Origin of the sequence: Qipengyuania gelatinilytica (genome assembly GCF_019711315.1) — a bacterium.
GTDB classification, from domain to species: domain Bacteria; phylum Pseudomonadota; class Alphaproteobacteria; order Sphingomonadales; family Sphingomonadaceae; genus Qipengyuania; species Qipengyuania gelatinilytica.
Genome location: NZ_CP081294.1, coordinates 1,565,084 through 1,579,441, shown reverse-complemented (window position 1 = coordinate 1,579,441; position 14,358 = coordinate 1,565,084). Strand labels below are relative to the sequence as shown.

10 protein-coding genes are annotated in these 14,358 nt (G+C 64.8%); 1 reads left to right on the top strand and 9 read right to left on the bottom strand.

Going from position 1 to position 14,358, the window contains the following annotated elements:
- Positions 1-52: 52 nt before the first annotated feature.
- Both K3136_RS07845 and K3136_RS07840 read right to left on the bottom strand, forming a co-directional pair.
- A complete protein-coding gene (locus K3136_RS07845; protein WP_221429792.1) occupies positions 53-1,279 on the bottom strand; it encodes an ABC transporter permease in 1,227 nt (408 codons plus the stop codon).
- The gene (locus K3136_RS07840; protein WP_247711309.1) at positions 1,276-2,274 is read right to left on the bottom strand and encodes an ABC transporter ATP-binding protein; all 999 of its coding nucleotides are present in this window, start codon (positions 2,272-2,274) and stop codon (positions 1,276-1,278) included. The genes K3136_RS07845 and K3136_RS07840 overlap by 4 nt, the downstream gene beginning before the upstream one ends.
- Before the next feature lie 46 nt (positions 2,275-2,320).
- On the opposite strand from K3136_RS07840, the gene queG reads away from it, so the two are divergent.
- Entirely contained in the window at positions 2,321-3,382 is a 1,062-nt protein-coding gene (gene queG / locus K3136_RS07835; RefSeq protein ID WP_221429791.1) for a tRNA epoxyqueuosine(34) reductase QueG, read from the top strand.
- Here queG and K3136_RS07830 read toward each other — a convergent pair.
- From K3136_RS07830 to K3136_RS07800, 7 genes are all read right to left on the bottom strand, one after another.
- The gene (locus tag K3136_RS07830) at positions 3,366-4,592 is read right to left on the bottom strand and encodes an NAD(P)/FAD-dependent oxidoreductase (protein WP_221429790.1); all 1,227 of its coding nucleotides are present in this window, start codon (positions 4,590-4,592) and stop codon (positions 3,366-3,368) included. The two genes, queG and K3136_RS07830, sit on opposite strands and share 17 nt — an antisense overlap.
- A gap of 52 nt (positions 4,593-4,644) precedes the next feature.
- Positions 4,645-9,339 (bottom strand): NAD-glutamate dehydrogenase, encoded by a 4,695-nt coding sequence (locus K3136_RS07825; protein WP_221429789.1) that lies wholly within the window; start codon positions 9,337-9,339, stop codon positions 4,645-4,647.
- 160 nt (positions 9,340-9,499) lie between these two features.
- The gene (locus K3136_RS07820) at positions 9,500-10,477 is read right to left on the bottom strand and encodes an LLM class flavin-dependent oxidoreductase (RefSeq protein WP_221429788.1); all 978 of its coding nucleotides are present in this window, start codon (positions 10,475-10,477) and stop codon (positions 9,500-9,502) included.
- On the bottom strand, positions 10,474-11,328 hold the full coding sequence (locus K3136_RS07815; RefSeq protein ID WP_221429787.1) for a tetratricopeptide repeat protein: 855 nt from the start codon (positions 11,326-11,328) through the stop codon (positions 10,474-10,476). The genes K3136_RS07820 and K3136_RS07815 overlap by 4 nt, the downstream gene beginning before the upstream one ends.
- Entirely contained in the window at positions 11,325-12,074 is a 750-nt protein-coding gene (locus K3136_RS07810; protein WP_221429786.1) for an alpha/beta hydrolase, read from the bottom strand. The genes K3136_RS07815 and K3136_RS07810 overlap by 4 nt, the downstream gene beginning before the upstream one ends.
- Before the next feature lie 40 nt (positions 12,075-12,114).
- Entirely contained in the window at positions 12,115-13,185 is a 1,071-nt protein-coding gene (locus tag K3136_RS07805; RefSeq protein ID WP_221429785.1) for a M48 family metallopeptidase, read from the bottom strand.
- A 3-nt stretch (positions 13,186-13,188) separates the two neighbouring features.
- On the bottom strand, positions 13,189-14,271 hold the full coding sequence (locus K3136_RS07800; protein WP_221429784.1) for a YjgN family protein: 1,083 nt from the start codon (positions 14,269-14,271) through the stop codon (positions 13,189-13,191).
- Positions 14,272-14,358: the final 87 nt, after the last annotated feature.

Genomic DNA, 14,358 nt, shown 5'->3' with positions numbered 1-14,358 from the left:
CGCAATGGAATCACGACGCATTGCAACGATGCGACGGTGCCAGGCGGGAGACCTATGCGCCTTGCTTGCGCTTGAAGAGGCCGAAAAAGCCCCTGCGACCGCCTGCGCCCTTGCCCGATTTCATGACCCGGCGACGGAACAGCGTGGCCCCGCCCTTGATGAACAGCGCCACCCACAGCGCCTGCCAGCCGAGCGCAAGGATGTGCGGCCATATGTCGGGAGACTGCGCCGCCCGTGCCAGCATGGCGAAGGGCGAAGACAGCGGGAAGACCGCGGCGAAGATCTCCAGCGGCGTTCCGGGTGAGGTCATGGCGTAGGCGGCAAGGAAGAACACCACCAGCTGCGCCATGGTGACCGGCATGGACAGCGTCTGCACTTCGCGCACGGTGGTCGCCATGCTGCCGATCGTGAGGAACAGCGATCCCAGGAGCAGGTACCCCATGGCGAAATAGGCGACCCCGAGAGCTGCGAAGAGCGGCCAGCCGAGCGCGGGATCGGGAATGTCGGGCAGGGCTTCCCCGGCGAGCAGGAACAGCGCCCCGCCGAAGCTTCCCCAGACCGCGATGCCCACGAAGCTGACGCCGAGCATGGCGAAGAGCTTGCCGAAGAACACTGCGTCCATCGGGATAGCCGCGGCCAGCACCTCGATCACCTTGTTGGCCTTTTCCTCGACCAGGTTCGATAGCACCATGCCTGCCAGCAGCATCATCAGCAGGAACAGCAGCAGTTGGCCCGCCTGTGCCGTGCGGATGCGGTCGGAACGCGCGGCGGCTGCGGTATCGGCAAGCGGACGCTCCTCGATCTGCGGGAAGGATGTCGGTGCGCTTCCGTTCGCCATGGCGGCCATCAGCGAGACGGCCCCGTCGAAAACGTGAATCTGGATATGCGGGCCGGTAAGGACGGGGTTTTCGAGATCGCCGCTCAGCAGGACCGCGTGGTTCGTCCTGCGCAGGACCTCCTCGGCTTCCTCGCCTTCCTCGGGGGTGAGGACGACCAGTTCGGGCAAGCCTTCCATGGTGCCGAGCGCGCGTTCTCGTGCCGCGAGCATGGCCGCGCTGTCCTCTTCGGACATGACCATCGCGATCGAATTGACCGATACTTCGCGCTGCACCTGACCGCCGACACCGCTTGCGAGGCTGGCGACGATGAAGGGAAACAGCGGGCCCAGCAGGAAGATGAAGAAGGCACGGCTGAACAGGATCGCCTTGAAGTCGCGCCGCGCGACGACCCATGCCGCCTGCAGCAGCGAAAGACGCGAAGCTTCGCCGGACGTATTCATTGGCCTGCCTCCGCTGCACCTTCCTCGAGTGCCCGTGCGGCTGCCTCGCCGGCAATCTCGACGAAGGCATCGTGGAGACCCGCGCGTTCGATCGAGAGCGAGAGAATGCCCGCCTCGCCATCGATCAGGCGCTTGAGCAGCGCCTCGATCCCGCTGTCGGGAATCGGGAAATACCAGAAATGGCCGCCGCCCGTCTTGGTGTCGTGCCGCGCATCGTCGGGCAGGGCGGAGCGCCATTCGCCAGTCTCGTTGCGGGTTTCGAGCCGGACCTGGGCCGGAATGCGGTCACGCGCCGCGTCGACCGAGCCGGCATAGGGCACGCGGCCCCCGGCAATGATGGCGACATCGTTGCACAGCCGTTCGGCATGATGGATCACATGGGTCGAGAAGATAACCGTGGTCCCCTGCTTTGCAAGATCACGGATCAGGACTTCGAGCTTGCCCTGGTTGATCGCGTCGAGCCCGCTGAAGGGTTCGTCGAGCACCACGAGCCTGGGTTTGTGCACCAGCGTTCCGAGAAGCTGGACCGTTTGCGCCATGCCCTTGGATAGCTGGCGGATCTGCCGGTCGATCGCATGGCCGAGGCCGTGGTTCTCCATCAGCTCGCGCCCGCGCTTGCGCCCTTCGTCGAGCGGCAGGCCGCGCAGCGAACCCATGAAGGCGATGGCCTCGTCGCATTTCATGGCTGGATAGAGTCCGCGCTCTTCGGGCAGGTAACCGATCCATTTGGCGATCTCGTGCGGGCGGTCATGCCCGAAAACGCGGCGCACACCCTCGTCGGGGTCGATGATGCCCAGCAACATCCGCAGCGTCGTGGTCTTGCCGGCACCATTGGGGCCGAGAATGCCGTAGATCGCGCCTTCGGGAACGGAGATGTCGACCCCGTCGACGGCAAGCGTGTCGTCGAAGCGCTTGACCAGCCCGCGCGCCTCGATGGCGAGCTGGCGGTTGTGTTCTGCGGGATTTCGCGACATCGCACCTGTCTTGGTCAACATGGACCTAAGGCATAGGCGCGCGAAGTGAACGGGAGCAACAGCAAGTTTGGTTAAGGCCGCATCACCCGATGACCTGCAGCAGGCCCTGAGGGAGGAGGCGAAAGCGCTCGGCTTCTCCGCCTGCGGCTTTGCGCCTGCCGGTGAAGACGTGCTGCGCTCGGAGCGGTTCCAGCAGTGGCTTGCCGAAGGGCGGCACGGTTCGATGGAGTGGATGGAAAGCCGCAAGGTCGAGCGCGCCAGTCCGCAAGGCCTGTGGCCCGAGGCGAAGAGCGTGATCGCGCTCGGCATGAGCTACGCGCCCGATGTCGATCCGCTGGCGCTGGAGGATCACCCCGACAAGGCGCGTGTCTCGGTCTATGCGCATGGGCGCGACTATCACGATGTCGTGAAGAAGGCGCTCAAGGCGCTGGCGCGCTGGCTGATCGCTCGCGAGCCGGATAGCGAACTCAAGGTTTTCGTCGATACCGCTCCGGTGATGGAAAAGCCCCTGGGGCAGGCGGCGGGCATCGGCTGGCAGGGCAAGCACACCAATCTGGTCAGCCGCGATCACGGTTCATGGCTGTTCCTCGGAGCGATCTATTCGACGCTGGAATTCGCCCCCGATGCGCCGCATCGCGACATGTGCGGGTCGTGCCGCGCCTGTCAGGATGCCTGCCCGACCGACGCTTTCCCGCAGCCTTACAAGCTCGATGCGCGGCGCTGCATTTCCTACCTCACGATCGAGCACAAGGGACCAATCCCCGAGGAATTCCGCGAGGCGCTGGGCAACCGCATCTATGGCTGCGACGACTGCCTTGCCGTTTGTCCGTGGAACAAATTTGCCGACACGGCGCATCGCCACATGAAGCTGGCCCCGCGCGAAGAACTCGCCGCGCCCGCGCTTTCGCGTTTCCTCGAATTCGACGATGCCGGTTTCCGGCAGTTCTTCTCCGGTTCGCCGATCAAGCGGGTCGGGCGCGATCGTTTTGTGCGCAATTGCCTCTACGCCGCCGGCAATAGCGGCGACGCTTCGCTACTGGCGCAGGTCGAAGCGCTCAGGAGCGATCCCGACGCGGTCGTGGCAGAAGCGGCCGACTGGGCGGCCGGGCGGCTCAGCCCATCTCCTTGAGCGCGGTCTCGGTGTCGGCGAGCAGGTCCGGATCGACCTCGGCCCGGCCCATCACAAGCTTGCGCCCCTGCGCATAGTCGCGGGTGTTGTTCACGCAGTCGAGCGCGATGACCACGCCTTCTTTCAGGTAGACCAGGCTGAACTTACGCTCCGCTGGATCGCCGCGCAGCACAGTCGCGTCATAGCCATTGGCAATGCCCACCGTCTGGAGGCGCAGGTCGTACTGGTTCGACCAGAACCACGGCACTGCGTCGTAATCCTGCTTGTCGCCCATGATCGCCTTGGCAGCGACGGTTGCCATGTCATTGGCGTTCTGGACCGATTCGAGACGGATGACCGCATTGCCGGCATAGGGATTGGGATGCGCCGCGCAGTCGCCGATAGCGAAGATATCGTCGAGCGAGGTGCGGCAGAAGGTGTCGACGTCCACACCGTTGCTGCCCGCTGCGCCTGCTGCGATCAGCGGTCCGACGGCCGGAACGATGCCGATACCGACGATGAGGATGTCGCAGGCCACGGTCTCTCCGGTCGACAGCGTGACGCCGGTCACCTTTTCTCCGTCGCCTTCGATCCGCTCGACACCGGTTTCGAGCCTCAGGTCGACGCCATGGGAGCGGTGCTCTGCGGCGTAGAACTCGGAAATTTCCGGTCCTGCGACCCGTGCCAGCACGCGGTCCTGCATCTCGACAACGGTGACGTCGCAATCCAACTTGCGCAGCACGGCGGCTGCCTCGAGGCCGATGTAACCTGCACCGATCACCACGGCGCGGCGCGCCCCTGCCTCGAGTTCGCCCTTGAGCGCATCGGTATCGCGGCGCGTGCGGATCGTGTGGATGCCGGCCAGTTCCGCACCCGGGCAACCCAGGCGACGGGCATCGCCCCCACCTGCCCAGATGAGCTTGCGATAGGTGACGCTGGTTTCGTCCGACAAATGCAGGACATGGCGTGCCGGATCGACTTCGTTGACGTTGGCGCCCCGCCGAAGGGTCACGTTGCGATCCGCCCAGAATTGCTCGGGGCGGATCAGGATCTTCTCGAAGGGCTTGTCGCCGGCGAGATATTCCTTCGACAGCGGCGGGCGCTCGTACGGCGGGTTGCGGTCGCGGCTGACCATCAGGATCGAATCCTCATGGCCTGCCTGGCGCAAGGCTATCGCAGCCTGCGCGCCGCCGTGTCCCGACCCCACGATGACGACGTCATAATGCTCCATGGCGCAAAGGGCTGGCGTCAAACGCCCGCGCGGTCAAGCAAAGAGAGCCAGATTACCGGGCGAGCAGGTTGCGCGCCATGCTCGCGATCTGGGCCAGCATTGCCGCCGCGACCGGCGTTTCGGACTGCGCGCGATCGACCATGGTGCGGAACTGGGTAATCGCGACCGACTGGTCTTCCGCCCAGTTGGCCACGACCTGCGGCATGTCTTCCTTGGCGTCCTTGCGGCGCGAGAGGCGACGCAGCAGTTCGAGCCGCATCTGCTGGAAATCTCGGGCAAGGTTGGAGACCAGCAGGCGTTCCCACACATCGGAGGAATTCATCTTCGCTGCCGTGCTTTGCGCCCAGTCGATGCCCATGCGTGCACCGATGGCGGTAAAGCCGCGGGTCACCAGCTTGGGGTCGATGTCCGTATCCGCGGCGAGGCGGGCCAGGCCGATCGATCCGTCGAGATCGAACATGTGGGTCACGCGCGTGGCGATCGCGTCGGGCGCGCCGGCACTGGTGAAGACGTCCTTCTGGGCAGCCGACTGGCTCTTCAGTTCGCGGCCGAGCAATTCGTCCGAGCAGTTGATGAGCACAGTGACGTTCTTGCCGAGCTCTTCCACCAGCGCGCTCGGATTGACCGAACCGGCGCTGGTGCGGAGCACATCGGATATAAGGTTCGCCGTTGCGGCAGCCAGCCTGTCGAACATCAGCAGGCGCGCGCTTTCGTCCATCTTTGCCGTGTCGAGATCGGCCCAGAGGCTGCGGACATCGAACAGGTGTGCCACTGCCACGAAGGCTGCAGCCACCTGGCACAGTTCGACGCCTTCTTCTTCGGCGAGCTCGAACGGGTGGATCATGCCGAGGCGGTTGACCATGGCGTTGGCAAGCTTGGTCGCGATGATCTCGCGGCGCAGGCGATGGTTTTCGATCTGCGTCTTGAACTTCTTGCGCATCGGCTCGGGGAAGCTGCGCAGCAGCAGGTCCTCGAGGATCGGATCGTCGGGCAGGTCGCTGTGTTCGATCGCGTCCTGCAGCACCAGCTTGGCCGACGACAGCAGCACGGCCAGTTCGGGTCGCGTGAGGCCGATCCCGTCGGCGGCGCGACGCTGCAGCGTCTGGTTGTCGGCAAGCCCTTCGGTGCGGCGGTCGAGATTGCCGCCCGCCTCGAGCGTTTCGATCAGGTGCAGCTGCGGGGCCATCGAGCGCGCACCGCCGATCTCGGCGATCGACAGGGCAAGCGCCTGCAGGCGGTTGTCTTCGAGGACCAGCGCGCTGACCTCGTCGGTCATCGCTTCGAGCAGCTTGACGCGCCTGGGTTCGGTCAGCTTGTCCGCCCGCTTGGCAGCGGCGAGCGCGATCTTGATGTTCACCTCGTTATCCGAGCAGTCGACGCCTGCCGAATTGTCGATGAAGTCGGTGTTGCAGCGTCCGCCATTGAGCGAGAACTCGATGCGGCCGGCCTGCGTCGTGCCAAGGTTCGCACCTTCGCCGATCACGCGGGCGCGCAGGTCCTTTGCATCGACGCGCAGCGGATCGTTGGCAGGGTCGCCGACCTGGACGTTGTTCTCGCTCGAGGCCTTGATGTAGGTTCCGATGCCGCCGAACCAGATCAGGTCGACCTGCGCCTTGAGAATGGCGGAGATGAGGGCTTCGGGCTCGATTTCCTTGACCTCGAGGCCGAGCATCGACTGCACGGCTTTCGACAGCTTGATCGACTTGGCATCGCGCGGGAAGACGCCGCCACCGCGCGAGATGAGCTTGGGATTGTAATCTTCCCAGCTCGAACGCGGCAGGTCGAACATGCGCTTGCGTTCCTTCCAGCTCTTCGCCGGATCGGGATCGGGATCGAGGAAGATGTGGCGATGGTCGAATGCGGCGACCAGCTGGATCGCCTTCGACAGCAGCATGCCATTGCCGAACACGTCGCCCGACATGTCGCCGCAGCCGGCGACGCGGATGGTATCGGTCTGCACGTCGATCCCCATTTCGAGGAAGTGTCGCTGGACCGATACCCATGCGCCCTTGGCGGTGATGCCCATGGCCTTGTGGTCGTAACCCTTCGAGCCGCCGGAGGCGAAGGCATCGTCGAGCCAGAAGTCGCGGTTCTCGGCAATCGCATTGGCAATGTCGGAGAAGCGCGCGGTGCCCTTGTCGGCGGCGACCACGAAATAGGGGTCTTCGCCATCGGTGATGACCACGCCTTCGGGGTGCACAACCTTGTCGTCGACGATGTTGTCGGTGACCGACAGCAGCGTGCGGATGAAGACCTCGTAGCTGGCCTGGCCTTCAGCGGCCCAGCCGTCACGGTCGAGCGCGGGATCGGGCAGCTGCTTGGGATAGAAGCCGCCCTTCGCGCCGGTCGGCACGATGACCGCGTTCTTCACGCGCTGCGCTTTCATCAGGCCGAGAATTTCGGTGCGGAAGTCGTCGCGCCGGTCGGACCAGCGCAGGCCGCCACGCGCAACCGGACCTGCACGCAGGTGGATACCCTCGACGCGGCGCGAATAGACGAAGATCTCGCGCCAGGGGATCGGCTTGGGCAGGTTCGGGACCAGCGAGCTGTCGATCTTGAATGCGAGCGCTTCGTTTGCAGCAGGGGCAAATGAATTGGTGCGCAGGATCGCGTCGATCAGCGAGTTGTAGAGCCGCAGGAGACGGTCGTCGTTGATCGCCTTGACCTTGGCGAGGCCGCGCCTGATCGAGGTCTGCGCTTCGGCAGTCGCCTCTTCGCGGTTGCCCTTGAAGTCGGGATCGTGCCGCGCCTTGAACAGCGCCATGAGCGCGCGGGTGATGTCCGGGTTCTTCGCCAGCGCGTCGACCACGGTGTAGATAGTGAAGCCCATCCCTGCCTGGCGCAGGTAGCGATAGAAAGCGCGCAGCCAGTTCGCTTCGTCGGCATCGAGCCCGGCATCGGCGACGAGGCGGTTGAACACGTCGTTCTCCGCATGGCCGTTGAGCACGGCGGCAACCGCCTCCTCGATTTCCTCGGCGCGCGCGACAAGGTCTTCCGCCTTGACGCCGGGCGCCATCTGCAGCGCGAAATCGTGAATCGTGCCGAACTTGCCGTCATTGAGCACGGTCGGCGTTTCGGCCTGTACGTGGAAACCGAAATTCTCGAGCACGGGCACCGCGTCCGACAGCGGCAGGCTGCCTTCGGACTGGTAGAGCTTGAGGCGCAGGCATGCCTCTTCCTCACGCTCGCACAGGTAGAGGCGCGCACCGCGATGAGGCGCATCGCCATCCTCGTCGTCGTCGGCATGGATTCCCAGTGCGCGCAGGCGGGAGATATCTTCTGCTGCTTCGCGCGGGCCGAAACGGGCGCGGTAGAAGGTCGGGAAATGCTCTGCGAAACGCAGGGTCAGCGCAGCGGCGCGACCGGTTTCGACCATCTCGAGAAGCTCGTTCTCGACCGCTTCGCTCCAACCGCGAAGCAGGGTTTGCAGCTGCTGTTCGAGCGCCTTTTCATCGGGCGCCTTTGCGCCATCGCGAATGTCGAGGACGAAGCGCAGCATGGCAAGATTGCCGCCCTCGACTTCGAGGCTCCAGTCGAGCAGGCGGGCGGCGGCATTGTCTTCGAGCAGGGCCTTGATCTGCAGGCGGACCTGCGTTGCCAGCATGTCGCGCGGCAGCCAGACGAAGGCGAAGAGGTGGCGGGCAAGCGGCGCCTCGACCAGCGCGAGGCGCGGGCGCGGACGGTCGACGAGGCCCATCATGGTGGTCGCCACGCGCTCGCAATCTTCCTCGCTGAAACCGATCAGCAGGTCGTGCGGCAGCGCGGTCATGGCGTGGACGAGCGCCTTGCCGGCATGGCCGCCCTCGTCGAAATTCAGCTTGTCGCGAATACGGTCGAGCCGTTCGCGCAGGACAGGCACCGCGCGCGGCGGAGCGGCGAGCGCGGCGCTCGTCCAGACACCGGCATGGACCGACAGGGCGACCAGCTTCTTGCCTTCGCGCCGGGGCACGATGAACAGGTCGAGCGGGACATGGCGATGCACGCGCGAGAGGTGGTTGGCCTTGATGATCAGCGGATTGCGCTTTTCGCCCTTGCCTTCGAACCACTTGAACGCGCGCTCGAAGCTTGCATCGACCAGCAGTTCGGGTTCGCCCGCGCGGCAGATGCCCAGCGCGCCGGTCTGTTCGCCGTCACGCATGCGAACAACATGGCCGAGCTGGGTCAGCATGCCGGAATCGAGCCATTCCAGCAGCGCCTTGCCTTCATCGTCATCGACCGAGGCAGCGTCCTGCTGCATCTGTTCCTGCAGCTGGGGCCAGTCCGCCACCGCGGCACGAACGTCGGCCAGCGTCTTTTCGAGATTCTCTTCGAGCAGGCGGCGCTGCTTGGCATCGACGCGCGCCGTCTCGAGATAGATCATCGATTCCCAATAGGCGTCTTCAGGCTCGCCTTCGCGGATGCTGGTCAGCGAACAATCCTCGGCGCGTTCGACCGGCACGACGGGGTGGACGAGGCGGTCGATCGAGATGCCGAGCGCGGCTATCGTGCTCGCGGTGGAATCGACGAGGAACGGCATGTCGTCGTTGATGATCGCGATGCGGGTGTAGCGGTGGCCTTCGGTGACCGATTCCAGTGCCATCGCCACTTCGCCATACTTGCGCTGCTGCGCGGCTTCGGCGACGAATGCCGCGGCGTCCTTGAGGCGTGCGGGATCGAAGGGCGTGTCCCCCGGCAACATCGAATCGCGCATGTGCTGCGCGAGTGCTTTTGCTTGGGCGGCGGGGGTAGTGGCGGTCTTGGAACCCATCGGGGGCCTCTCGCTTGCGGCGCACGATATGTGCGGCGCCGGGAAATTTCCGAGTCGTCAAATGCGACGGTCTGGAGGGCGATTAGGCCTGTTGTCGGACCACTTCAAGGCAACTCGCGCGCATTTTTGCAATCCTATGCACGGCGTACTTTCCGTAGCGTCAGGAGGCCAAAGCGCGCATCGCCTTTTGCAGCGAAGAAATCCGCGCCTGCGGATCGAAGGTCGGCCCGGCGAAGATGATCTCGTCCGCCCGCGTCCGCTGGACAAAGGCACGCACTGCCTCGGCACATTGCTCCGGCGTGCCGACGGCGCTGGCCTGCCCGATATGGGCGAGCATGGCCTGTGCCGGAGCGGGCAACTGGTCGCGATATCCTTCGACAGGCGGCTTGAGCCTGGAGGGCTTGCCGGTGCGCAGGGCGACGAAGGCCTGCATCTGCGAGGTTGCGAGGGTTTGCGCCTCTTCCTCCGTATCGGCGCAAAAAAGGTTCATCGCGGCCATCACATGCGGTTTCTGGCCCACTTCGCGATGGCGGAAATCGCGGCGATAGACCTCGAGCGCGCTGTCGAGATGGTCAGGAGCGAAATGGCTGGCAAAGGCATAGGGAATGCCGAGCCGCGCGGCGAGCTGCGCGCCGAACAGGCTCGACCCCAGCATCCAGAATTCGGGCTTTGCCCCGCGTCCCGGTGTCGGGTGTATCTCGCCGTCACCGGCCATGAGCGCCATCAGCTCGACGACATCCTGCGGGAACATTTCCGCTGCCCGGTGCAGGTCCTTGCGCAAGGCGCGTTGCAATTCGGGCCCCGCTCCCGGAGCGCGGCCGAGGCCGAGGTCGACCCGTCCGGGGAAGAGCGCATCGAGCGTGCCGAACTGCTCGGCAATCTGGAACGGCGTGTGGTTGGGAAGCATGATGCCGCCCGACCCTATGCGGATGGTGCTGGTGGCATTGCCGACATGGGCGAGCACGACCGATGTCGCGCCGCCCGCGATGCCCTCCATCGCATGATGTTCGGCCACCCAGTATCGCTTGCAGCCTGCCTCTTCGGCGGCGCGTGCGAGGTCTCTCGCCGCCTCGAATGCCTCGCCCAGCGTCCCACCTTCGCGGACGGGAACGAGATCGAGGATCGAGTAGGCGGTCATTCGGGAAAGCTGTCCTCTTCTGGCGCAAGCTGGTCGAGGTAACGCTGGGCGCGTTCGGCCTCACGGCTGCCGGGCGCGACGTCGATCACCGACTGGAAGCTTGCGCGTGCGTCTGCTTCACGGCCCGACATGGCGGCGATTACGCCCGCTTCAAGGCCTACCTGCGGATTGCGGGGGTTGAGCAGCGCCGCGCGTTCGATCTGCGCCTGCGCCTCGCCAAGGCGTTCCAGCCTGCGCGATAGCGTGGCGGACAGCAGCCAGGCCTCGGGATCGTCGCCATCGGCCTCGCGCGCCTCGGCTAGCGCCAGCGCGGCATCTTCCTCGCGGTCCAGCCTGACGAGGACACGGGCAAGATCGACCCGCAGATCGGCGGCCAGCGCCCCGTCATTGGCCGCTAGAGCCTGCCCGCCCGCGCGATCGAGCAGCGGCAGCGCGGCTTCGGGATCGCCCGATGCAAGCGCGGCATTACCGGCCATCGCAGCCAGTCGTGCGGAATAGGAGAGGTTATCGGCTGGAGCCTCGCCGCTGGCGATCTCGAACGCGCGGCGGGCTTCGTCGAGCCGGCCTTGCTGCACCAGTGCAAGGCCGAGGCAATGCGCCGATTGCGCGAATTCGAGATCGGTCTGTGCCTCCTCGCGCCAAGCCTGTGCGCGGTCCAGCGCCGCCTGCGGATCGGAGGATGCGATACGCAGGCAGGTGGCCAGCGTATCGGTCTGGGGCTGCGGCTCGCTAGCTCCGGGCCGCTCGGGACGGTTGGCAAGTTCGTCGGGCAGGCCGGGCATGCTGCCTGCAGAAGGGTCGGGGCCGACCTGCATCAGCAGGAGAAAGGCGGGAAGGAGGGTTGCGGTCACGTGGTCTCCGAGCGTTCGAACAGTCCGCCGATCGTTCGCTTCAGCAGGGCGATGTCCTGCGGGCGCGACAGGCGGTGGTCGCCGTCCTTGACGAAGGTCACTTGAACCTCGTCCGAACGTAGCGCGTCGGCGAGGCGCTGGCTGATTTGCCAAGGTACGTCCTTGTCGCGCTGGCCGTGAATGAGGCGCACTTGCGCATCGATCGCGATCGTGCCTTCAAGCAGGCGCTGGGCCTGTCCGTCGGCGAAGAAGCCGGCGTGCGTCGGCGTCGGCTCGGGGCCGTAGGGATTGTCCTCGTAGACCGTCTCGCCGCCTGCCATCTGCGCCTTCTGCGCGTCCGAATATCCCCATTCGGTGAAGTCCGGTGCGGCGGCGATGCCGACGATCCCGGCCAGCCTCGTCCCGAGGGCCTTGCCGACCAGGAGCATCAGCCAGCCGCCCATCGATGAGCCGACGACAACGACCTCGCCTTCGACATGCGTATCGATCAGCTCGAGCACTTCGCCCCGCCATTTCGACAGAGTGCCGTCTGCGAAGTCGCCGCTGCTGCGCCCGCAGCCCGAATAGTCGAGCAGCAGGCAGGCGCGGCCGTTTTGCGCGGCCCAGTCGAACAATGCGGTCGCCTTGCCGCCGTCCATGTCGGACATGTAGCCGGGCAGGAAGACGAGCGTCGGCCCGCGCCCTTCGGCATGGCGGAAGGCGATCCTGCGACCATCGGCCATTTCGTGAAACCGGATATCGTTCATGGCGTGACGCTGTCGGATGGGCAGCGCGCGATTGCAAGGGTTAGAAGAGGAAGTCGAATTCCTCGACGTCCGGATCATCCTCGCACATCGACTTGAGCGCTTCGAATTCCTGCGCCGTCAGCACGGGAGAGAAGGTCTTGCCTTCGGCGGCCTTGCGGAACGCGTCGGCGCGTTCGCGCGGAGCCGGGTGGCTCGCCACCCAGCCGACCAGCGAATTGTCTTCCGCCTCGCTATCGCCGCCGATGCGCTCGAAAAAGCGCGCTGCACCCAGCGGCGAGACATTGCTTTCCTCCATCCGCTTGCGGGCGAATTCGTCCGCCTCGCGTTCGGCGTCGCGCGAATAGCTCATCGAGGCTAATCCGAAGACCGTGTCGCCAAGGCCGGAATTGGCTCCCGAAAGCAGGATGGAGAGGCCGAATTGGCGCAGCAGTGCTGTCATCACATGGCGCTCGCGTACATGGCCGACCTCGTGGCCGAGCACGCCGGCCAGCTCCTCGGGCGTTTCGGCATCCTGCACCAGGCCGTCGAACAGCAGCACCTGTCCGCCGGGGAGCGCGACGGCATTGACCATGTCCATATTGGCGACGCCTGCACGGACCTGCATGCTCGCGAGATCGACCGCATCGAGAAGCTTGGCGAGCGCGGCGTCGCCTTCGGGCGTGTGACATAGCCGGTTGCCCAGATCGCCAACCATGGCCTGGCCAAGGTTGCGCTCCCAGCTTTCCGGAACCCGCGGGCCGAGCCATTCGGGCGCGGTCAGGAAGAGCGCCACCGCAGCAAGGCTGACGGCTGCGAATGCGGCCGATGCCTTGCCTAGGCCGACCTTGTCGATCCAGCCGCCGTAGACCTGTTTCCCGGGTAGCTTTGCAGCAAGGCCGGGCGGGAGGTCTTCGGGCACGATCAGCCGGAAGTCGGGCGCTTCCTTGCTGGTATAGACGAGCTCGCCGCCGCGATGATCGCGATATTCGAGGTCGTCCAGCGCGACGTCCATTTCGCTGGAGAAACTGCGCAGGTGCAACGATCCGCCGCCGTCCCAAACCGCCTCTCCTTCATGACGGATGGCATTGTGACCATCGTACCACTGGGCAGGTGTGCGAAAGCTCTGTTCCATCGCCTAGATCGCCCCGATATCGAATGCGTCGAGCAGGCCCTCGCCATGACGCGCGGTCTTGGCCGTCGACTGGGTGAGCTCGTCGAGCAGGATGTCGCCGCTCGCTTCCATGTGGGTGATGAAGAACTTCCAGTGGCGGTAGTTCAGGAACACGAAGCCGAGGCCAAGGGTCAGCACGACGATGAAGAAGTCGCCGAGGTAAAGCTTGATCCAGTCCATCGTGCTTGCTTCGAAGCTGAAGCGCAGGTCGTGCCACAAGGTCTTCTCGACGACTTCGCGATAGAACTTGGCGTAAAAGGCCGCGGCGATCAGGCCGAGCACGAAGAACCACACGAACATGGCGATGACGAAGCTGAGCTCCATGCCCAATGCCTGTGCTTCGTCACCGATCGCACCACCGATGCCGTAACCCGTCACGGCCAGAACTGCGGTGATAACGATCAATATGATCGGTGCGAGATAGAACAGGAGGAAGCGTGCGAAGATATTGCCCGAATCGGCATAGGCTTCGAATTCGTAAGGGCCGAAGCTCATCTTGTTCCACCGCTCGTTCCACAGGCTGGTCATCGACCAGGGGATCAGGAGGTATAATGCCATGGTCCCGACGAAGCTCTTCCAGATATAGGACCAGCCATATTTGAAGCCCTGGTCGTCGCTCCCGCCGCGGATGCCGCGCCAGCGTGTCCGCGATAGGCGATACCTCAAGGCGCGAAAGCGGGCGAGGCCGGTGAGGTAATAGGTCGCGATAAACAGGAAGAGGGTCAGCGCGCCCACCCATTCGATCATCCCGCGAAAGATCAATCCGTTCGTGATCAGGCTGATCAGGCCGAAGGGAATGCCGATGATCAAGGCAACGAGCAGGAAACCGACGAACAATTCGATTCCCCTCCCGGTCCATTCGAGGCGTTCGTCGACGAAGCGGGTGTGCGACCAGAGATACTGGCGCTCGCGCGTGGTCGCCCAGAACCGGTAGATGCCCAGCGTGACAATCGTCAGCAGCAGGTTCGGCAATGCGATCTTCGCGAAATCTTTCCAATTGCCGTCGAAGCCGAACGCACTGTCGGCCTGCATGTCTTCGTAATGCATGGTGAAAAGCGACCCCCAAACCCGATGTCGTATTCAATTCCCGTCCGGGTACGACATGCGGTTTAAGGGTCGCTTAAGTCAAGCGCG

Coding starts and splice junctions, on each gene's coding strand:
- K3136_RS07845 (WP_221429792.1), bottom strand. CDS start 1,279: ATGAATACGTCCGGCGAAGCTTCGCGTCTTTCGCTGCTGCAGGCGGCA.
- K3136_RS07840 (WP_247711309.1), bottom strand. CDS start 2,274: ATGTTGACCAAGACAGGTGCGATGTCGCGAAATCCCGCAGAACACAAC.
- K3136_RS07830 (WP_221429790.1), bottom strand. CDS start 4,592: ATGGAGCATTATGACGTCGTCATCGTGGGGTCGGGACACGGCGGCGCG.
- K3136_RS07825 (WP_221429789.1), bottom strand. CDS start 9,339: ATGGGTTCCAAGACCGCCACTACCCCCGCCGCCCAAGCAAAAGCACTC.
- K3136_RS07820 (WP_221429788.1), bottom strand. CDS start 10,477: ATGACCGCCTACTCGATCCTCGATCTCGTTCCCGTCCGCGAAGGTGGG.
- K3136_RS07810 (WP_221429786.1), bottom strand. CDS start 12,074: ATGAACGATATCCGGTTTCACGAAATGGCCGATGGTCGCAGGATCGCC.
- K3136_RS07805 (WP_221429785.1), bottom strand. CDS start 13,185: ATGGAACAGAGCTTTCGCACACCTGCCCAGTGGTACGATGGTCACAAT.
- K3136_RS07800 (WP_221429784.1), bottom strand. CDS start 14,271: ATGCATTACGAAGACATGCAGGCCGACAGTGCGTTCGGCTTCGACGGC.